This is a genomic window from Cupriavidus sp. PB-02, assembly GCF_058252315.1.
In genome coordinates this window covers 1059629-1080285 of record NZ_JBXPSX010000003.1, presented here as the reverse complement: position 1 = coordinate 1080285, position 20657 = coordinate 1059629, and the positions used below count along the sequence as shown (strand labels likewise).

At 60.6% G+C, this 20657-nt stretch carries 18 protein-coding genes and 2 pseudogenes; 12 read left to right on the top strand and 8 right to left on the bottom strand.

Going from position 1 to position 20657, the window contains the following annotated elements; translation table 11 throughout:
- The first annotated feature begins 4 nt into the window (after positions 1–4).
- From AC10V3_RS39590 to AC10V3_RS39560, 7 genes are all read left to right on the top strand, one after another.
- Positions 5–925 carry a TauD/TfdA dioxygenase family protein gene (locus AC10V3_RS39590; protein ID WP_349605381.1) on the top strand — a complete coding sequence of 307 codons (921 nt, stop codon included), beginning with the start codon at positions 5–7 and terminating at the stop codon, positions 923–925.
- A 57-nt stretch (positions 926–982) separates the two neighbouring features.
- Positions 983–2173, top strand: a complete 1191-nt coding sequence (locus tag AC10V3_RS39585; protein ID WP_349605380.1) for a lipid-transfer protein — start codon at positions 983–985, stop codon at positions 2171–2173.
- 54 nt (positions 2174–2227) lie between these two features.
- On the top strand, positions 2228–2671 hold the full coding sequence (locus AC10V3_RS39580; protein ID WP_349605378.1) for a MaoC family dehydratase N-terminal domain-containing protein: 444 nt from the start codon (positions 2228–2230) through the stop codon (positions 2669–2671).
- Positions 2672–2684: 13 nt separating this feature from the next.
- Positions 2685–3104 (top strand): MaoC family dehydratase, encoded by a 420-nt coding sequence (locus tag AC10V3_RS39575; RefSeq protein WP_349605375.1) that lies wholly within the window; start codon positions 2685–2687, stop codon positions 3102–3104.
- A gap of 73 nt (positions 3105–3177) precedes the next feature.
- Positions 3178–4008, top strand: coding sequence for an SDR family NAD(P)-dependent oxidoreductase (locus tag AC10V3_RS39570; RefSeq protein WP_454753675.1), 831 nt, complete (start codon positions 3178–3180; stop codon positions 4006–4008).
- Between the two features lie 21 nt (positions 4009–4029).
- The gene (locus AC10V3_RS39565) at positions 4030–5178 is read left to right on the top strand and encodes an acyl-CoA dehydrogenase family protein (protein ID WP_349605371.1); all 1149 of its coding nucleotides are present in this window, start codon (positions 4030–4032) and stop codon (positions 5176–5178) included.
- A gap of 153 nt (positions 5179–5331) precedes the next feature.
- Positions 5332–5532, top strand: a complete 201-nt coding sequence (locus AC10V3_RS39560; protein WP_349605395.1) for a PDDEXK nuclease domain-containing protein — start codon at positions 5332–5334, stop codon at positions 5530–5532.
- Between the two features lie 64 nt (positions 5533–5596).
- Here the strand turns inward: AC10V3_RS39560 and AC10V3_RS39555 are convergent.
- From AC10V3_RS39555 to AC10V3_RS39535, 5 genes and pseudogenes are all read right to left on the bottom strand, one after another.
- Positions 5597–6100 (bottom strand): annotated as a pseudogene (locus AC10V3_RS39555) (helix-turn-helix domain-containing protein); the annotation flags it as partial.
- Positions 6101–6367: 267 nt separating this feature from the next.
- Positions 6368–6793 (bottom strand): type II toxin-antitoxin system VapC family toxin, encoded by a 426-nt coding sequence (locus AC10V3_RS39550; RefSeq protein ID WP_349605369.1) that lies wholly within the window; start codon positions 6791–6793, stop codon positions 6368–6370.
- Positions 6787–7059, bottom strand: a complete 273-nt coding sequence (locus tag AC10V3_RS39545; RefSeq protein WP_367576159.1) for a type II toxin-antitoxin system prevent-host-death family antitoxin — start codon at positions 7057–7059, stop codon at positions 6787–6789. The genes AC10V3_RS39550 and AC10V3_RS39545 overlap by 7 nt, the downstream gene beginning before the upstream one ends.
- 100 nt (positions 7060–7159) lie before the next feature.
- A pseudogene (locus AC10V3_RS39540) lies at positions 7160–7390 on the bottom strand (aminotransferase); the annotation flags it as partial.
- 337 nt (positions 7391–7727) lie between these two features.
- Entirely contained in the window at positions 7728–8543 is an 816-nt protein-coding gene (locus AC10V3_RS39535; RefSeq protein ID WP_454753678.1) for a Crp/Fnr family transcriptional regulator, read from the bottom strand.
- Positions 8544–8865: 322 nt separating this feature from the next.
- Between AC10V3_RS39535 and AC10V3_RS39530 the strand changes: the two genes are divergently transcribed.
- Positions 8866–9525, top strand: coding sequence for a TetR/AcrR family transcriptional regulator (locus AC10V3_RS39530; protein WP_349605365.1), 660 nt, complete (start codon positions 8866–8868; stop codon positions 9523–9525).
- Between the two features lie 203 nt (positions 9526–9728).
- Here the strand turns inward: AC10V3_RS39530 and AC10V3_RS39525 are convergent, their stop codons facing one another.
- Positions 9729–11360, bottom strand: coding sequence for a tannase/feruloyl esterase family alpha/beta hydrolase (locus AC10V3_RS39525; protein WP_349605363.1), 1632 nt, complete (start codon positions 11358–11360; stop codon positions 9729–9731).
- Positions 11361–11762: 402 nt separating this feature from the next.
- Complete coding sequence (locus AC10V3_RS39520; protein WP_490924689.1) at positions 11763–13418, bottom strand: AMP-binding protein; 1656 nt, start codon at positions 13416–13418, stop codon at positions 11763–11765.
- A 245-nt stretch (positions 13419–13663) separates the two neighbouring features.
- Here AC10V3_RS39520 and AC10V3_RS39515 point away from each other — a divergent pair, with 245 nt between their 5' ends.
- From AC10V3_RS39515 to AC10V3_RS39500, 4 genes are read left to right on the top strand one after another with little or no spacing between them, the layout of a single operon-like run.
- The gene (locus AC10V3_RS39515; protein ID WP_349605361.1) at positions 13664–14386 is read left to right on the top strand and encodes a nitroreductase; all 723 of its coding nucleotides are present in this window, start codon (positions 13664–13666) and stop codon (positions 14384–14386) included.
- A 55-nt stretch (positions 14387–14441) separates the two neighbouring features.
- Entirely contained in the window at positions 14442–15806 is a 1365-nt protein-coding gene (locus AC10V3_RS39510; protein WP_490924384.1) for an MFS transporter, read from the top strand.
- 20 nt (positions 15807–15826) lie between these two features.
- Entirely contained in the window at positions 15827–16585 is a 759-nt protein-coding gene (locus AC10V3_RS39505) for an SDR family NAD(P)-dependent oxidoreductase (RefSeq protein ID WP_349605357.1), read from the top strand.
- An 18-nt stretch (positions 16586–16603) separates the two neighbouring features.
- A complete protein-coding gene (locus AC10V3_RS39500; RefSeq protein WP_490924383.1) occupies positions 16604–17800 on the top strand; it encodes an acetyl-CoA C-acyltransferase in 1197 nt (398 codons plus the stop codon).
- A gap of 512 nt (positions 17801–18312) precedes the next feature.
- Here AC10V3_RS39500 and AC10V3_RS39495 read toward each other — a convergent pair.
- Positions 18313–19731 carry a tannase/feruloyl esterase family alpha/beta hydrolase gene (locus tag AC10V3_RS39495; protein ID WP_349605354.1) on the bottom strand — a complete coding sequence of 473 codons (1419 nt, stop codon included), beginning with the start codon at positions 19729–19731 and terminating at the stop codon, positions 18313–18315.
- Positions 19732–20657: the final 926 nt, after the last annotated feature.

Here is a 20657-nt window from a genome sequence, read left to right as displayed (position 1 = left end):
TGGAATGAGCGAACAAGCATATGCGGCCGCGCCGAATAGTCCGGCCATCATCCGCCCGGGTATCCGGAAGGCCTCGTTCACGGTGGAACCCGTCGCGCCGTGCCTCGGGGCGGAGATCGGCAACATCGATCTCCGCATGCCGCTCGAGGACGACCAGTACCTGGCACTGCGCGCGGCGCTGTTGAAGCACAAGGTGCTGTTCTTCCGGGACCAGGACATCAGTGCCGCGCAGCAGGTCGAGCTGGCGCGGCGGTTTGGCGAACTTGAAGTGCATCCCGTGTTTCCCCACCACCCCGACCATCCGGAGCTGGTGATACTGGGAGGCGATAGCACGCAGGCGGCGCGCGAGAATATCTTCCACACCGACGTGAGCTGGCGCAAGCGTCCGTCAATGGGTTCGCTCCTGCGCTGCCTCGAATGTCCGACGGTCGGGGGCGATACGCTGTGGGTGAACATGGCTGCGGCACATTCCGGCCTGCCCGCGGCGGTGCGTGAGCGGATTGCCGGCCTGCATGCCGTGCATGACATCCTGCCGGCCTTCGGTTCGCGCATGACTACCGAGCAGCGCGAGGCCCGCCGCCAGGAATTTCCGCCGGCGACGCATCCCGTCGTGCGCACGCACCCCGAGACCGGCGAACAGATACTGTATGTGAACGAGGCGTTCACCACGCACCTTTCGAACTACCTGGAACAACACGAAGGCCAGTATCGATTCGGGTTTGATTTCAGGATCGAGGAAATGGACCTGCTGCATTACCTGTTCCGCCAGGCGAGCGCGCCGGAATACCAGGTGCGCCTGCGCTGGCGCGCCAACACCATCGCCTTCTGGGACAACCGTTCTACGCAGCACTACGCCGTCCAGGACTACTTCCCCGCGCGCCGTCGCATGCTGCGCGCGACCATCATCGGCGACGTGCCGTTCTGAGGCACTACGACGCCACCACCAACAGGGTTTGCCTGATTACCAGGGAAGGAGATTCACATGTCAAAAGTCGTAGTCGCCGGGGTCGGCATGGTTCCGTTCACGAAGCCGGGCGCCAGCGGCACGTACATCGAGATGGGTTCGGAAGCCGCGCGCATGGCGCTGGGCGACGCCGGCATCCCGTATGACCTGGTGCAGCAGGCTTACGTCGGCTACGTGTACGGCGACTCCTGTGCCGGCCAGGCTGCGCTGTACCCGGTGGGGCTCTCGCAGGTTCCCATCGTCAACGTCAACAACAACTGCTCGACCGGGTCGACCGCGTTGTTCCTGGCCCGCCAGGCGGTCGAGAGCGGTGCGGTGGAGTGCGCGATCGCGCTGGGTTTCGAGCAGATGCAGCCGGGAGCGCTGAAGTCGCAGTGGGATGACCGGCCGGCCCCGCTGGGCACGTTGCTCGATATCACCCGGGACCTCAACCAGGAAGCATCGGCTGCGGGCATACCCATCGCCCTGCTGCAGTTCGGCGGGGCGGGGAAGGAGCACATGGAGAAGTACGGCACCAGGCTGGAAACCTTCGCCGCAATTCGCGTCAAAGCGAGCCGCCACGCCGCCAGCAATCCGCTGGCGATCTTCCGCAAGGTGGTCAGCGTCGAGGACGTGATGGCCGACCCGGTGGTCTGGCCGGGCGTGATGACGCGGCTGATGGCCTGCCCGCCGACCTGCGGCGCCGCTGCGGCCATCCTCTGCTCGGAGGCGTTCGCCAGGAAGCACAACCTGCGCGCTGACGTACGCATCCTGGCCCAGTCGATGACAACCGACAGCCCTAAGACCTTCGAGACCCGCTCGATGATCGAGGTCGTGGGCTTCAGCATGGCGCAGGAAGCCGCGCGACAGGTATATGAGAGCGCCGGCGTCGGCCCGTCGGACATCCAGGTTGCCGAGCTGCACGACTGCTTCGCGCACAACGAGTTGCTGACCTACGAATCGCTCGGCTTCGCGCCGGTAGGCGGCGCCGAGAAGTTCGTGCTGGACGGCGACAACACCTATGGCGGCAAGGTCGTGACCAACCCGTCGGGCGGCCTGCTGTCGAAAGGCCACCCGCTGGGCGCGACCGGCCTGGCGCAGTGCTATGAGCTGACCCGTCAGATCCGCGGCATGGCTGGCCCGACGCAGGTCGAGGGCGTGAATCTGGCGCTGCAACACAACCTCGGGCTGGGCGGCGCCTGCGTGGTGACGCTCTATGGTCGCGGCTAGGACAAGGTGGCGCTGGGTGGCGGCGCCACCGGACATGAACTGGGAGACCCACACATGGCAGACAAAAGCCTCATAGGCAGCAAGATGTCGGCGGGCACCGTCGACGTGGAGAAGGGCCGCCTGCGCTTCTTCGCCAAGGCGATCGGCGAAGCCGACCCGATCTACACCGACGAATCCGCCGCGCGCGACGCCGGCCATCCGGCTTTGCCGGTGCCGCCGACCTTCCTCTTCTGCCTGAACAGCGAGGTGGGCGAGCTGCGCAAGACGTTGGAAGTCCTGCAGATGGACCTCGGCCGAATCCTGCACGCCGAGCAGGCCTTCGACTACCACCGCATGGCCTATGCCGGGGACGTACTGCACTTCGAGACCAGGGTCGCGGACGTCTACGACAAGAAGGGCGGGGCGCTGCACTTCGTCGTGCAGGAAACCAGCGTCACCAACCAGAAGGGAGACCGCGTTGCGGAGCTGCGCAGCACGCTGGTCGAGCGCCGTGGCTGAGGAGACGTTCCAGATGCAAGCACCGCGCTACAACGACGTGAAGGTGGGCGACAAACTGCCCGCCCTAGCCTTGCCGGCCACCAACCGCACCACGCTGGCGCTGTACGCTGGCGCCTCGGGCGACCACAACCCGATCCATATCGACATCGACTTCGCCCGCCAGTCGCGCATGCCGGACGTGTTCGCGCACGGGATGCTGTCGGCCGCCTACCTCGGCCGCCTGCTGACCGGCTGGGCGCCACAGGCGGCACTGCGCAACGTCGCGATCCGCTTCACCGGCATCACCCACCTGGGCAACCAGCCGACCTGCACCGGTGAGGTGGTCGAGAAATTCGAGGCCAACGGCGAGAAGCGCGTGAAGGTGGCGATCAGGTCGACCAACCAGTATGGCGAGGACAAGCTGGTTGGCGAGGCCATCGTCGCGCTGGACTAACCCATTGTTGTCTCCCCGTCCCCAGGCAGGAGAGGGGAGCAGAACCGAACAGAGCATCCAAAGGAAAACCCAAATGACCAAACTCGCAGGCAAGTCCGCCATCGTTACCGGCTCGGGCCGCGGCATCGGCCGTGAAGTGGCCCTGAAGCTGGCGTCCGAAGGCGCGCGCGTAGTGGTGAACGACCTTGACGCCGAACCGGCGCACGAAGTCGTCGAACAGATCCAGTCGCAGGGCGGCGAGGCGGTGGCCTGCATCGGCAGCGTGACCGCTACCGACTTCGCCGACCGTCTGGTGGGCACGGCAGTCAGTCACTTCCAGAGCATCGACATCATCGTCAACAACGCCGGCTACACCTGGGACAACGTGATCCAGAAGATGAGCGACGAGCAGTGGTACGCCATCCTGGATTGCCACCTGACGGCACCGTTCCGCATCCTGCGCGCGGCCTATCCGGTCATCAGCGCTGCCGCCAAGGCCGAGGCTGCGGAGGGCCGCGAAGTGTTCCGCAAGATCGTCAATATCTCGTCGGTGGCCGCCGGCGGCAATCCAGGCCAGGCCAACTATTCGTCGGCCAAGGCCGGCATCCTTGGCATGACCCGGGCGCTGGCCAAGGAATGGGGCCGCCTGAAGGTCAATGTGAACGCCGTCGCCTTTGGCCACATCGAGACCCGCCTGACCGTGCCGTTCGCCGGCAAGGAAAGCGCCACCGTCAATATCGAAGGCCGCGAGATCAAGGTCGGCATCAGCGAGGCGCTGGCCGAGCAGTCGAAGAAGTTGATCCCGCTCGGCCGTCCGGGCACCGCCGTTGAAGCCGCCGGTTCGGTCTACATGTTCTGCCAGCCCGAGTCGAACTATGTTACCGGCCAGGTGCTGGTCTGCGGCGGCGGCGTCGGCAGCGTCTGAGACGAAGCAAGGGGAACCAGCATGCTCGAAAACTACCGTTCGCCGTGGATGGATGAGGACCTGGACGCGTTCGCCGGTGCGGTGCGGCGCTTCTGCAAGGACATCATCGAGCCTAGCGAGATGAAATGGCGTGCACAGCACCACGTCGACCGCGCGGTCTGGCTCAAGGCCGGTGAACTCGGCCTGATCCTGCCCGACGTGCCCGAGGCGTACGGCGGCGCAGGCGGCACGGTGGCGCACGCGGCGGTGGTGATGCGCGAGATGGGCTACGCCGGCAGCACCGGCTTCGGCTATGGCATCAATTACCTGGTGGGCCACTACCTGGGCAGCTATGGCACCGAGGCACAGAAGCAGCGCTGGCTCCCAGGCATCGCGACCGGCCAGATCATCACGGCGGTCGCCATGACCGAGCCGGGCACCGGCTCAGACCTGCAGGGCGTGCGCACCACGGCGAGGAAGCGTGCCGACGGCAAGTACGTCGTCAACGGCGCCAAGACCTTCATCACCAACGGACAGATGTGCGACATGGTGGTCGTGGTCGCCAGGACCGGCGACCAGCAGGGCGCCAAAGGCATTTCGCTGCTGATCGTCGATGCCAGCAACCCGGGCTTCCGCCGTGGCCAGTGCCTCGACAAGGTGGGCCAGGACTCCGGCGACACCTCCGAGCTGTTCTTCGATGACTGCGTGGTGGAGGCTGACGCGCTCCTCGGCGGCGCGGAAGGCCAGGGTTTCTTCCAGCTCATGGGCCAGCTTCCGTACGAACGCGCCATGATCGCAGTGGGAGCCGCCGCGCAGATGGAGCGGGCCCTCGAGCTGACGGTGGCGTACGTGAAGGAGCGCAAGGCCTTCGGCAAGGCGTTGATCGAGCAGCAGAACACCCGCTTCGTGCTGGCCGATGTCAAGGCCACGGTGACGGCCTCGCGCGCCTTCGCCGATCACATCATCCGCCACTGGATCGACGGCACGCTCGACTCTTCGCTGGCCTCGATGGGCAAGTTCTGGCTGACCGAGCGCCAGGGCGAGGTGATCGACAAGTGCGTGCAGTTCTTCGGCGGCTACGGGTACATGCTGGAGTACCCGATCGCGCGCATGTACGTCGACGCGCGCGTGCAGCGCATCTACGGCGGCGCCAACGAGATCCAGCGCGAGCTGGTGGCGCGTTCGCTGTAACGCCCGGCACGACTGAACGATCGTCAGCGGGCTGCCGCGCTCCAACCTGGTGACTATGCGCGCCTTCGCCGAGGCGTGGCCGGATGCCGCAAATTCACCTCGAAGCGAGCGGCGACGACTCTTATCTCGATCTGCAGTTCTATCAGCTGATAGCTGCGCTGCAATATCGTCATTGAACTGAAGACTGGCGCCTTTGAGCCAGAGTATGCAGGTCAGATCAGTTTCTATCTGTCGGCGGTTGATGCCCTGATGAAAACTGAAGCCGACCATCCTACCATCGGGCTACTGTTATGCCAGGGAGCACAACCGGCTGGTGGTCGAATACGTGCTGCGCGGCATGGGCCAGCTGATTGACGTGGCCCAGTACCAGTTCGTTGCGGAACTCCCGGCTGAGCTGCAGGAAAGCCTGCCGAGCGTCGCGGCTGGTGGCGTCGTCGACAAAGACCAGCAGCGTGCAGGCCGGCGCCCGGTCCTCGAACCAGGCGTGGTCGCTGCCGTCGATCTGCACCAGCTCACCGAGGCAGGCGCGGCGATTGCGCGACTGGTGCACCCTGGGCGGGCGCAGCTTCCTCGGCACCCAGAAGCCGGCGTCGATCATGATTCGGCGCACGCATGCCGGCGAGATCTCGATGCCATGGCGCTCGCGCAGCTTCTCGGCGGCCAGGGTCGGGCCGAAGTCGGCGTAACGGTCGCGGAACAGGCCCCGCACGCGGGATTCCAGACCCGGAGGCAACTGATTGTGGCCAGGCTGACCCCATTTACGGGAGACGAGGCCCTGGGGGCCGTCCTGCCGGTACCGCTGCACCAGCCGCTCGACCTGGCGCTTGGAAAGGCCGAGCTTCTCGGCGGCGCGCCAGACCATCAGACCGTCTTCGACGACGGCCTGGATGACCTTGCAGCGGTCCAGCTCCCGCATACTCATGGTGATCGGGTCGGCCCATGGTCGCGCTCCAGGCTAGACGGCAAAGCCGCCAGCTTGGCACGCTCCGGGACGGGGTACGACATTTGAACTTAACCCAAGTACGACATTAGAAAAAACGGCATAATAAGTGTTATTTTAAATTGGTACGCAACATAACAAAATTGGCTCTGCGGTGCGATCCGTGTTCTGTAAAGCAGCTTGGAGTAAACAAGCCGACCGGTGGCGCTCCGTTGCCTAGACGGGATGCAAATCGACGCGTAGCGGCATTCAGAGGCCGAACCAGTTCGCCAGCCGCAAACCAGCCAATTCCGCAAAATCCTTTGTGTTACGCGTCACCAGGGTTAGCCCGTGCGCTATCGCAACCGATGCAATCTGCCCATCCACGAATGGCAATGTGAATCCAGCCCGCTCGCGCGACTGGCGCAGCTCTGCGTGGATCCGCGCTCCGGCAGCGTCATAAGGCAAGACTGGCAAAGTGCCCACGACATCTTGTACAAAACGGCCAACAGCGTCCTTCCGTTGGCCATCCGGCATGCGCAACCAACCAAAGCGGAGTTCGTGCCAGACCGGGGCTGGAATGGCTAGCTCCCCCTCGTAGCGGGCCAAATTTTCCATTACCGCGACCTCAGGTCTCGGCCGCATGGCCTCTGAAACAATGTTGGTGTCCAGCAACCAACTCACGGCGCTCACCATGAGAATTCTCTTCCCCCATCGGGTTGACGTAATTGCGCAAAGGGATCGCTCTCATCCTCCCCTGTCACATGCCTTTGGCGCCACTCGGTCAAACGCGCAGAAAAGCCAGAGGAAGACCCAACCAGCTGTCGATATTGTGACCACGACATCAAGACGCCGGCAGCCTGCCCGCGCCGGGAGATCATTAGGGGCTCTTGTGCCACTTCTACACCCCGGAGCGCATCAGCGAGATGCGCTCTTGCCTCAGAGAACGGGATAGTTCGCATGGAAAGTGCTCCTGGCTTGATGTGTACATTTAAATTGTACATCATGGGGGGTCAAGCAGAGTTCCAAGTCAACGGCCGCTCCCTGTCAGCGTTGCACGCTCCGAGGGGGCGACGATTCAATGGCCGGCGTGTATTGGGTAACGCCGGCGCGTACTGCACGTATGGCCGCTTCCTGAACCAGAGGCGGCGCCGTGAAGTCCGGCTCGCCGATGCTCAGATGGATCACCGGTTTGGCTCGGGCGGCCTCGGTAGCGGCCAATTGTGTAGCCGCCTTGGCTACCTCCATCACGTAGAACGGCTCGATGTGAGCAGCACGCTTCGAAATCTTCATCGAATATCTCCATCCGGGAATGCGCCGCTCTTATGTGGCTCACTGGGGATCATTGTGTGCCAGGCGACGTAAGGGCCACGGAACGGTGGGGCGCTCGCGCCGGCAGGCGTGGGTCGAAACGAGAATTCTCGTGACCTCGTGCGGACTGGACAATATGGCTTACAGAGAATGTGTTTTGCATCCTGCGTAAGAATTGAAGCGCTTTCCATCCGGTTGCGCCGCAAGACGGAACCGCTGCCATTGAATGCGTCTTTCAGGGTATCTCAGGCGAGATAGTGACCTTGGACGGCGAATCGAATCTCACATAGCCTTCGGGAAAGGAGGGGCGAGGTCCCGCTCAATCCCCCACGTGCGCAAATCTCCGCAGCGCGCCAAGGTCCATAATCTGGATCGCCCCGTATTCCACCGCGATCAATTTGGCGTCAGCCAAATCGCGAAGTGCACGATTTGTGTTCTGCCGCGATAGTCCAGACAGGCGTCCTATTTCCTCTTGGGATAGACCCAAGATCCTGTCAGTAGCTGGATAGAGCTGCTGATTGAACATCTCGGCCAAGCAGAATGCCACTCGCGCTGAGGCTTCGTGCAACCGTAAGTTGTGTACCAAACCGACGTAGTAGCCACAGCGCGCATTGAGCTGGTCTATGACATATCGGCTGAACTGGCTGCTGTGATCGAGCAGCCAGAGAAATGTCGATCTTGGGACGAATGCCAGCCGACTGTCCCGAACTGCCACTACCGAATAGGGTCGGGGCTCTTCCTTTAGGACCGCTCCCTCCCCAAACCAAGAGCCAGCAGGGACGCCCGCGAATGTGACAGTGCGCCCTGCGCTTGAGGCGGTATCGACCTTAATGATCCCGTCCACAACTGCCAACCAGTGGTCAGCGGGATCGCCCCGGTGGCAAACGGTCGAGCCGGCATGATATGAGCGATCAAAGCAGTCGCTCCTTACACGAGCCTTTTGTTCGCCGGAAAGATTCGGATACCACGGCGACCGGGAAAGGAAATCCACCAGGCTCGAAATCCCTGCATCCTCCGTTTCTGTTGAATCACGGAACAGGATCGGTCTTCCCAGCCTGTCTGTGCTTGCAGGCCCTTCGGGCGCAATGCCAAGCCGCTCCACTCGCTCGGCACAGAAGACTCTTAGAGAGTTCATGATGGTAGCGCTACGTCGTCTTGGACGGCCGCAACCAGTGGCGTGCGGCAATCACCATAGATTCCTCGCTCAGCCGTCATCCGGGCGCGCGGCAGCAGAACCGCTCTGATTTCGCATGTCAACACGGGTGGTCTCTTAAGTGAAATTTAAATTCACTTAAGGCTATGCGGCAACCTGGACCCTGTCAAGCTCGTCGCATTAGGTGTTTCCACGGCCCGCTCCCAAGTTTTCGGTCGTCCTGGGGCCAGTCGCATGCCATAATTGGATCCTCTCGCAACAGGGCTGAGTAGGTTCAGATGCGTTAATCGACACCCGAGATCCTATGTCTACTGAAACCGAGCTTCTACTTAGCACTCCGCGCGCACGGATTCGCCGCCGCGGAGCGGACAAACATCCCCTGATTCTGAAGGCGGCGCGTGCCTTGGTCGCTGACGTGGGATTCCGGGAAACACAGATGTTGTCGGTTGCCGAAGCCGCAGGGATTGCCATTGGCACGTTGTACCGATACTTCCCGTCGAAGACAGAATTGATGATCGAGGTCGTCAAAGTAACGGCGCAGCGCGAAGTGGATGTGGTTGCCGGCATTGCAATGCGCGATGGATCGGCCCACGAACGACTGGGTGCGGCGGCATGGACCTTCGCCAATCGTGCCCTGCGAGGTCGCCGCCTTGCTCACGCGCTAGTTGCGGAGCCAGTCGAGCCCGATGTTGAGGCAGCGCGCCTGGTCTATCATCGCGCGCTGTCGAGAGTCTTCAAGACCATAATCGAGCAGGGAATCACCAGCGGTGAATTCCCTGCCCAGGACGCGGCCGCTTCTGCAGACTGCATTGTTGGCTGCCTGTTCGAAGGGCTAGTAACGCCACTGTCCAATGATGTTAGTGCTGATGCGGCGCAGATAAATATCCATGCATCAGCCATTATCACTTTCTGCTTGAGAGGAGTTTCCGGCTCCCAAGCTCCCTACAGCGTACCGACTCAGTAGTTGTCCATCGGGCGCGCCCGACCCCGAGGCATGAAACGGCGGGGACCAAGAGGCACTTCGTGACGGCGTTTCCTAGTAGCCTCCGAGCAGCAGCTCCCCGGTAGCTAAAAAACGTCCATCAGCATTGCTGATGGACGTTGCCAGTACAACTATTACTCGATGGGGTCGTCCAGAAAGAATCTAGTGATCCTCCTCATCCCAAACTATTGAGACGGGTCCGTACAGGTAAAGCTGCTTTCGACGTTCGGGTCGCCGGTACCGTTGTACTTCGGATACTGCGGATACCTGCACAGCGGACGTGTGATCCGAGCAGTGCCGGCGGGGGCGTAAAACGTTTGCGCAATTATCCTTTTCGCCGAAGGCGGAGTTCCTTTCTCGAGCCACTCAAACATCGGACCAACGAGGTCCACGTTGTCAGCCCCATTGCCCATTGCGCAGTGATTGACACCGGCGGCCGTGTAGAACTCCATGAACTGGTCAGCGGCAGCTTGCCCGCCCGCCGCAGCCACGACCGCGTTGTAGTAGCTGATAGTGTTGTTCGGCGTGATCAACCAATCTGCCATCCCATGCCACAGCAGTAGCTTCCCTCCCTTGGCCCTGAACTGGCTCAGATCGGGATTGACAGCGTTGATCAGGGAGGACAATTCATCGAGACGCGTCGTGTACTGTGCCGGATCAAGTTGCAGAGGATCAACCGTTGCATCTTGAGCCACCATGTACTTGATGAAGCCATCCATCAAGCCCTTGGCTACGGAATCTCCCCAGATTGGCTTACCAAAGCTCCCATCCTCGCCTCCTCCAAATGGGAAGCCGGGCCATGTATAGCGTCCGGATGCAATGTTCGTGGGCTCATAGAGTGACTTGGCCGAGGCGACCTGCGTGTCGGTCAGGCATGCATCGGTCTCGGCTCCCGTGCAGCGGAGTTCAGCGATATCAAACTGGCAGGAATCTGGCTTCCCAATGATGTTGTCCTTGAGGCCATCAAGGCTGTCACATTTGTTTAAGACCGCCTTGGCAATGGTCTTGATCTTGGCGGTGCTAAGCGCAGCGCCCGGTTGCGCAAGTTGCTTAAAGCTCTTCTGGTAGTACAGAAATTGGGGAATGTAGGCGTTGGCGGGCGCTCTCGCGATGATCCCGTCAAAGAGTGTCGGATTGCGCTGCGCCTGGAGCAGTGCCTGTCTGCCGCCGCCCGAACAGCCTTCGTAGATCGATTTCGAGGTGGCGACCTTTTGTTCACCATAGACGTAGGTCATGACAGCACGTGCTGGTCCAATGACGCGCGGTACGGAAAGGGAGGCGTAGTCGTTCAACATGTCCCGATCCATCGCGAACTCAGCATCGATTCCCCCGATCGACGTGGCGTTCCCCGCGGAGGTGTGTCCATGGTTACTCGCGATTGTCACGTAGCCACGCTCCTTAAGATTGGGACTGATATCAACGCGTGGGTCGGGTGGGATCAGTCCATCAAAGCCGCCGCCTCCGGAGAAGACTTGGCGCTCGTTCCAAACCGTCGGGAGATTCATCTCAAAACTCAGATCCTTGGGCATGTGTCCAACGACGACACATCGCTCCGGTAGGGCTCCGGAAGCCTGGACAAAGGTTGACTTAGTAATCGTCGCCTCGCCGAACTGCATGTTCAGTAGCGCCTGGCATTTGCTTTCTGCGCTGGCGGTCGGGGTCGTACTCTGAGGAGGCGTCGAACTGGAGGCCGAGTCTGAGGAATCGCTGCCACCGCATGCTGCCAGGGAGCTGGCAATCGCAAGTGCCGACATCGTGCCGAAAAATATGGCCGCACGGCGCCGACCTCTGTACTGAGGTACCTGTTGTCTCTGCATTTTGTGTCTCCTTCGTTGGCTCTGCTGGAGTGTTGTGAAGCTATTCATGGATGGCAGTGATGAGCTGTTGTACCGTTCAGCTATCCAGCTACGCACAACTCTATGAGTCTGAGCGGGCGGGGAATGTCCTGTGCAAGACATTCCTGCGACTAAGAAATCTCAGCGCAAGGCGAAGCGATTTTCTCCAGAAGGATTTCAGCCCTTGCGCAGGAGAAGAGGAGGCGAGACTAGAATAACTGCGCATGCCGCGCAGTGCCACGCGTCTCAGAATAGAGACGGTTGAGGATCGCCCGAGCAGTTGGCGCGGCGGCCACACGCGAGCCTAAGGAAGTGCCCACCGCTTACACCTAGCGGCGGGCAAAGCAAGAGGCTGGAGACCCGGGACGAAGAACTGTGGCCGGGTTACGAGCCGGAAAGCTCCGTAATTGCTTCACGGCTCCCGGCGAGCTCTCGCAGCCGGAACTTCTGGATCTTCCCAGTGCCCGTCTTCGGAAGCGCCCCGTAAATGACGCGGACAGGGCATTTGTAGTGAGCAAGCCGCTCGCGACAGAATGCAATCATCTCGGCTTCCGGCGGGGCGATGACATCGGGCTTCAGCTCAATGAACGCGCAGGGTGATTCGCCCCACTTCGCGTCGGGCTGGGCTACTACGGCCGCGATCAAGACCGCAGGATGACGATGGAGTACGTCCTCAACCTCCACGGACGAGATGTTTTCACCACCAGAGATAATGACGTCCTTCGATCGGTCTGTGATCTGGATGTAGCCATCGGGATGCATCACAGCCACATCACCGGTGTGAAACCAGCCGCCGGCAAACGCATTCGCGGTCGCGTCTGGATTCTTCAGGTACCCCTTCATCACAATGTTGCCCTTTAGCAGAAGCTCGCCTTGTGTCTTTCCGTCGCAGGGAACGGGCTCGCATGTTGCTGGGTCCGCCACGCGTAACCCCTCCAAAACTGCGGATCGATTGCCTTGGCGAGCCATCAGCCGTGCTCTTTCGTCCATAGGCTTGTCGTGCCAGACCGGATTCACGAAGGAACTGACGGGGGTACCCGAAGCCTCAGTAATGCCGTAGACGTGTTCGACTTCAAATCCCATCTCAAGAACAGACTTCAAGACGGTCGCGGGCGGCGGCGAACCTGCAGTTCGCACACGGACCGTATGAGAGAAGGCTCTACGCTCAGCAGCCGTGGATGTCGCGAGCGAAGCAAGTACGATGGGCGCAGCGCAGAAATGATCGACACCGTGCTGGTCGATTGCGGCAAAGATATTTGTGGCCGTCACCTTTCGTAGGCACACATGCGTGCCTGCGGCTGCCGTGATCGCCCAAGCAAAGCACCAGCCATTGGCATGAAACAAAGGCAGCGTCCACAGATATACCGGCCTGCGCGGCATACCCCAGTCCGTCAGTTGCAACAAGCTCATCAGGTAGGCGCCTCTGTGGCTGGGCACAACCCCTTTAGGATCCGATGTGGTGCCAGAAGTGTAGTTGAGGGCGATGGCATCCCATTCGTCGGTGGGCCAGACACCGGCGAAATCCGGGTCGCCTTCCGCCAGGAATGCTTCGTATTCCATTGTTCCAATCAACTCACCGCCGATCGCCTCAATGTCGGCGATGTCGATTATGAGTGGCTTGCTGTCAAGCTGCTCCAGCGCTTTCGCCGCCAGGGCGGAGAACTCCCGATCAACAAAGAGAACCTTCGATTCTCCGTGACGCAGGATAAAGCGAACGCCTTCGGCGTCCAGGCGGCAATTGATGGCATTGAGCACCGCGCCGCTCAACGGGACACCATGATGTGCCTCGACCATGGCCGGCGTGTTCGGGGCGAGGATAGACACCGTGTCCCCCTTCTTAATCCCCCGCTTTACTAGCGCGCTGGCCAAGCGTCGGCAACGTTCCCTCGTTCGGCTCCAGGACTGCCGCAGCGCGCCATGGACGATGGCGGTGTGATCGGGATACTGGTCCGCACACCGGTCGAGAAACTGCAAAGGGGTCAGTGGAAGGTAGTTTGCAGGGGTCCGGTCAAGGCCGTGTTCGTAAATATTTCCGCTCATCATCTGTCTCCGTGTCGGGTCATAGGGGCTCGGTCCTGATGGGTGACCCTTCCTCAAGCCGTTCAGCAAATTAACTGTAGCTGGGCCCGACGATTGTCATTCGCAAGACATTTCAGAATCCCACGGAAGCGGCTTGCCGATGGATTGCAGTGATTGTCGGCTACATGACATTGACCTCGCTTGATGATCGCTACTCTGCAATCCAGCGGGCGCCAGGCCCGCATGATGAGACAGCGAGGTAGGAGATGGAACGAGCAGGACCGCCACCGGACGAGTTGGCATCGCTTCGATCGGCCGTTGAATGGGCGATCGCAACAAGACGTAGCGTCAGAGCTTATCTTCCGCGTCCCGTACCCGACGCAATCGTCCAAGCCATTCTTGATGTGGCTCGCTACGCGGCCACCGGCGTGAACATCCAGCCGTGGAAGGTGCATGTGGTAACCGGTCCCGCCAAGGACCGTGTGTGCGCCGCCATCAGGAAAGTCGATAACGATCCGACGTTATCCAAAATGCACTCTGATGAGTGGAGCTACTACCCGGATGAGTGGGTGTCTCCATACATCGACCGGCGTCGCGCGCTTGGCTGGAAGCTCTACGGCCTCCTTGGCATCGAGAAAGAAGATAAGCAGAGAATGCACGAACAGCACGGACGGAACTATCAGTTCTTCGACGCGCCGGTCGGGCTGTTCTTCACCATGGATCGCGTCATGGAGCGCGGCAGCCTGCTGGACTACGGCATGTTCCTCCAGAACATCATGGTCATGGCCCGCACTTACGGGCTCAGTACCTGCCCTCAGGCGGCATTCATGAAGTACCACAAGATCATAGAACGCGAGCTGCATCTGAAGCCTGAGGAGATGTTCGTCGTAGGCATGAGTCTTGGCTTCGCAGACGAATCGCGCATCGAGAACTCTCTCGTCTCAGAACGAGAGCCGTCGTCATCTTTCGCCGTCTTTCACAGCACCTGAGCTACACAACAGACGGGCGATAGCCACATAGATCCATCATGAAACGGAGGAGACCATGAACAAACAAGTTGACGTACAAGAGATAGCGCAAAGCGCCAGATTTTCACGATTCCACGCAGTCATCCTGTTCTGGTGCGTGCTGATTCTTGTTCTTGACGGCTACGACCTGGCCGTCGTGGGTGCTGCTTTGCCCTCGATCATGAAACAGATGGGGGTCGACGCAGCGAAGGCTGGCTTCATGGCCAGTTCTGCGCTGTTTGGCATGATGTTCGGGGCGATCTACCTGGGTACGCTCGCTGACAAGATCGGTCGCCCTGTGTCGATCTGCGTATGCGTGGCGCTATTCAGCGTATTCACTGCCGCAGCAGGTCTCGCGCATGATCCTGTGACCTTCAGCGTCACCCGCTTCCTTGCAGGACTCGGCATTGGTGGTGTCTTGCCCATCGTGACGGCACAAATGGGTGAGTTTGCTCCGAGAAGCATCCGCGCCCGGCTTGTGACCATCGTCTTTGCCGGGTATTCGATCGGCGGGATTCTCGTCGCTCTCACTGGTAAGCAGCTGATCGAAGCCTACGGCTGGCAATCGGTGTTCTTCGTCGCCGGAACGCCCATTTTGCTTATCCCCATCATCCTATGGACCATGCCGGATTCACTCGCGTTCCTGGTCCAGAAGAAGCGCGCCGACAAGCTCGTCAAGGTACTGAAAAAGATCGCCCCCGAGGTGCAGGTGAGCATCCGGGACAATTTTGTGATGCCGAAGGATGCGCTGATTACCAGCGCTCCTGTAGCCCGGCTGTTCCAGGAAGGTCGCGGGGCCAGTACCTTCATGATCTGGATTGCGTTCTTTATGGGCCTTTTCATGGTGTACTCCCTCAGCTCGTGGCTCACGAAGCTGATGGCGATGGCGGGCTACAGCCTGGGTTCTGCTCTCACCTTCGTGTTGGTATTCAACATCGGCGCAGTCGTGGGAGCAATTGGCGGCGGATGGCTGGGCGACAAGTTCAACATTAAGCACGTCCTCGTCGCCTTCTACGCGGTCGGTGCAGTGTCACTGGCGCTCATGGGCTATACGAAATCGACGGAGCTTCTCTTCATTGTCGTCTTCGTCGTTGGTGCCTCTACCCTTGGCACTCAACTTCTTGCCTACGCCTACGCCAGTGAATTCTACCCAGCTGCCATCCGCTCTACGGGGGTGGGCTTTGCTTCTGGCATCGGACGTCTCGGGGCGATTGCCGCGCCGGTTCTGATCGGGACGCTGGTTGCAATGCAATTGCCGCTTGAACAGAACTTCCTTGCGATCGCCTTCGCAGGTGTACTCGGAACCATCGCAGTCATGATGGTCGACCATCGTCTTTGCGCAGCCAATCATCAGGAAGCGCGCGCACATGCTGCGGTTCCTGCCCGCACAGAATTGAACTAGTAACCATTGGACATCAACCGATGCAGATTGAAAACAACGTATTCGTAGTCACCGGCGGAGGATCAGGTCTCGGTGCGGCCACGGCCAGGATGCTCGCTCATCAAGGTGGGAAGGTCGTGATCGTTGACCGCGATGCAGCCGCAGGCACTGCCGTTGCCTCCGAGACGGGTTGGATCTTTGTCCGAGCTGACGTCACGAGCGAAGAAGACGCAAAAGAGGTATTTGCTGCAGCCACAGCGTTAGGTATGCTTCGCGGCCTGATCAATTGCGCCGGTGTGGCACCCGCCGGTAAAGTCGTTGGTAATCAGGGTGCGCATTCCATGGAATCCTTTCTGCGCACGGTGCACATCAACCTGGGCGGAACTTTCAACATGGTTCGTCTTGCCGCCGAGATCATGCAGCAACAGGACCCTGATTGCACCGGTGAACGCGGCGTGATTGTGAACACTGCATCGGTCGCGGCCTTTGATGGCCAAGTCGGGCAGGCAGCATATGCGGCATCGAAGGGAGCGGTTGCGTCCATGACGCTACCCTTGTCTCGCGAGTTGGCGAGGTCAGGTATCCGCGTGATGACGATCGCTCCCGGAATTATGGAAACCCCGATGCTGCTAACCATGCCATTGGAAGTACAGGATGCGCTGGGTCGATCAGTTCCTTTCCCTCCTCGCCTCGGTAGGGCGACCGAGTTTGCCAGTCTCGTCGAGCATGTGATTGGCAACGGGTACCTGAATGGGGAGGTCATTCGGCTCGATGGAGCAATACGAATGGCTGCGAAGTGATTGTCAAGGAGAACACGCATGAGCACTAACGATCCGATCGTCATACTGTCGGCGGCACGCACGCCAATCGGTGGGTTTCAGGGGGAATTGTCGAGCCTCACAGCTCCGGAGCTAGGCGGCTTCGCCATTCGTGCTGCCGTGGAGAGGGCTAACGTAGATGCTGCGGACATTCAGGAGCTACTAATGGGGTGCGTGTTGCCTGCAGGCGTCGGTCAAGCACCCGCGCGACAAGCCTGCTTCCAGGCGGGACTTCCTCAATCGGTCGCCTGCACGACCATCAGCAAGGTCTGCGGGTCAGGCATGAAGTCAGTGATGCTGGCGCACGATCTGTTGTCCGGGCGCGGGCACGATCTAATCGTCGCCGGTGGGATGGAGTCCATGACCAACGCACCTTATCTGCTCCCCAAGGTACGAAAGGGTTATAGGCTTGGTCATGGCTCATTGCTGGACCATATGTTTTTCGACGGCTTGGAAGATCATTACAGTGCGGACACACGTGGTCGCCTGATGGGATCGTTTGCGGAGGATTGCGCTGAGAGCTATCAATTCTCACGTGAGGCGCAAGACGAATGGGCCATCTCGTCGACGCTTCGCGCGCAGGAGGCGATCAAGCGCGGTGACTTCGCTTGGGAAACGACGCCGGTCATCATAGATAGTCGTTCGGGATCGCAAACGGTCCTGCATGACGAACAGCCCCTGAAAGCCGACGTGGACAAGATTCGGACCTTGAAGCCAGCGTTCCGAGGCACAGGGACTGTGACAGCGGCGAACTCGAGCTCTATCTCAGACGGTGCTGCGGCGCTCGTGCTGACGCGGGAATCCGTAGCCCGCAGACTCGGGGCAGAACCTCTCGCGCGCATTGTGGGTCATGCTACCCACGCGCAGACCCCCGCGACCTTCACGAGCGCGCCGGTAGGGGCGATCAGCAAGCTGCTGGACCAACTCGGATGGCGAGCATCAGATGTCGATCTGTGGGAAATCAACGAAGCCTTCGCGGTGGTTGCCATGGTGGCAGTACACGATCTGGCACTGGACCCAGAGAAGGTCAATGTCCATGGCGGCGCATGCGCGCTTGGGCATCCCATCGGAGCATCCGGCGCGCGAATTCTTGTGACGCTCTTGGGCGCCTTACGAAAGACGGGAAAGAGACGCGGTGTCGCGAGCCTCTGCATTGGGGGCGGTGAAGCAACTGCGACGGCGATTGAATTGCTGTGACGCTGGCACCAGCCTCAAAGGCAGGCTGGTCACGATTCAGTTTGCGGGCTACTCCTTCGCGCAAACGTAGCGTCAAGATCCCAACCGATGAGCAGGCGCCCAAAGGAAGCCGATATCAACTGCATCCCAGCGCTAGAGCTGGCCTTTCGCAAGGACGGAACCGTAACGCCCGCGAACGCCCGTTCGATCTAGGGCGGTGCGGCCGCAGTCCTCTTAGTCAGGTTGTCCATCGCGGTGGCTAGGGGGCGTCTGTCGGAGCGCTCCGATACTGCTTGGGGAAAATGGATGTTCGAGGTTGATCTTTGGGAGATCGATGAAGCGTTCGCCGTGGTCGCCAGGGCAGCCTTTCGGGACCTTCGACTTACGCGAGATCGGGTGAACATTCATGGAGCGATGCGCGGGCCCCCGGCGCCGCCGTCGGCATTCGTTAAGGCAGATGACGAATACCCCGGGGCCACCCAAATTGCCCCGGGGTTGCGGGCTCTATAAGTGCGATGATATTGCCGCGCGTTCTAGGAAGTCGTGCAGGTGAAGCTTTCGGCGGCCTTCGGATCTCCGCCGATGTATTTCGGGTACGCCGGGTATCTACAAAGCGGGCGGCGCGCGGGCGTGCCCCCATCAGTCGGCGCCCGTTGTTCCGCAACGATGACGGAGCTCGATGGCTTGGTTCCATTCTCCAGCCACTCGAACATCGGCCCCACCAAGTCGACTTTATCTGCGCCGGTGCCGCCGTTGCAGTGGTCCACCCCTGGCGCGGTGTAGTACTCGACGAACTCGTCCGCTGAAGACTGTCCTCCAATTTTCTGTACGACGCGCTGATAGTAGTCGGTCGCATTGTTGGCAGTGATCAGCCAGTCAGTCTGCCCCGTCCAGAGAAGGAGCTTTCCTTTGCGGGCTTTGAAACGGCTAAGATCCGGAGCGACGGCGTCGAGCATCGCGCTTAGCTGCTCAAGCCGGGAGAGGTACTGTTCGGGCTCCAGCGTCAAGGGATCGATGGACGCGCCTTGCCCAACCATGTACTTGATGAAGTCGAGCCCAAGCTGGCCTCCCGGCTTCCAGTTTGCTGCGGTCTCTCCCCCCGGAAGGAAGCCGGGCCAGGTGAAGCGGCCGTTGCCTATGCTGGTGGGGGCATAGAAAAGCTTTGCAGTCTCCACCTGTGGAGGGGTCAGGCACGAGTCGGATTCAGCACCGGTGCAAGCTAATTCTGCAGGATCGAACGAGCATGATTCTGGTCGACCGATGATTCTGTCTGCCAGGCCATCGAGGCTGTCGCACTTTGCGTATACCGCATCGCCGATGGCCTTGATCTTCGCTTCACTGAGTGCCGCGCCCGGTTTCGCGAGTTGCTTCTGCATTTTTTGATACCAGAGAAACTGCACGGTATAGGCATTGGCTGGCGCACGGGCGATGATGCCATCGAACAGATCGGGATTCCGCTGCGCCTGCATCAATGCTTGTCGACCACCGCCCGAGCAGCCCTCATAGATCAGCTTTGTATCGCGAAATGCGTCGCCATAGCGGCTGCGAAGGATGGCCTTTGCCGGACCCAATACACGCGGCACGGAAGCCTGCGCATAGTCAGCGAGCATGTCTTGATCGAGAGCAAATGACGCGCCAGGTGATGTCAGCATGTCATGACCGTGATTGGTCGCGATGGTGGCATAACCTCGCTTTGGAAGGTCTGGACTTCCCACGGGACTGACAGCAGGGTCACTAATGTAGCCCACGTCGAGGAAGCCGTCGAAGCCGCCGCCGCCCCGGAAGACGGTGCGGTGATTCCACTCCGTAGGCATGCGCACGTCGAAATCCAAGTTCTTCGGCATTTCTGCGCGAACGATGCAATGCTCCGGCACGTCGTTGGTAGCTGCAATCAGCTTGGCCTTCGTAACCGTAGCGCCTTCATAAGTCTGACCCAGGAAGGCTTCGCACAAGCTCTGTGCGCTAGCTTGGGGGACGGAGACTTCGGTTCCTCCCTCGCCGCTTCCGGCACAGCCGGACAGACAGGCGACTGCAAGCACGGTGATACCCGGACTCATCAGACAAAAGGGCAGTACCGGTAGACGCTCGCTAGGTCGCGAGGTCGACGGTCGTGTCGCTTCTTCGGTTGGTGGGAAATTCAAGAGTGAGCGCATTCGATTCTTTCTCCTCATAGGTGTGTGCTTGTTGGCACAAATAGAGGGTATGAAAGCTGCGCAATGCTGATTGTCGGCTGCACGACATTTACAAGTTTCGGGGGGCTCTGATCCGCTCTTGAATTCAATGAATGCAAGGCGTCGGGGCGGTTGAGGTATAGGTGCGCTTCGAGAAGCGCGCGGGTGCCCCGCAGAAAAGTACGTCTACACGCGCCCAGCCCCCGCTGATGAGCGAAGGCGAGGCCGCCGACCCGCTCAAGGGTGGCGGGGGGCCTGCCGACTGTTGACTGCCTGCGGCCGGACTGCGCAGGCGATGTGCCTCGATTTGCCGTCGTCCATTTTTGCGGGTGGCCATTGCAAAATAACCCGGCTTATTTTGTATCCTAAAAACGCCGACGCCGACGCCGACGCCGACGCCGACGCCGACGCCAACGGCCGACCGCCCGCACGCTCGCTCCGGTCTTCACTTCATCATACCTGCTGCCCCGCGGCCGCCACTTCTGGTGCGGCCGACCCGCCCGCCGTGCCCAATCGGGATCGGGCGGCGATTGCCGCGTGGTTGGCCGCACGCGGGCGCGGCGTCCCCATCGTCTCCATCGCCGCCGTCGTCCCTGTCGCCCCCGTCGCCGGACGAGCGCGTGCGCCGGGCACGGGCCAAGGCGGGGCCGCGCTTGGTTACCGCATTACAGAGGTCCGCCCAATGAGCCTGCCACTATCTAGAGCCG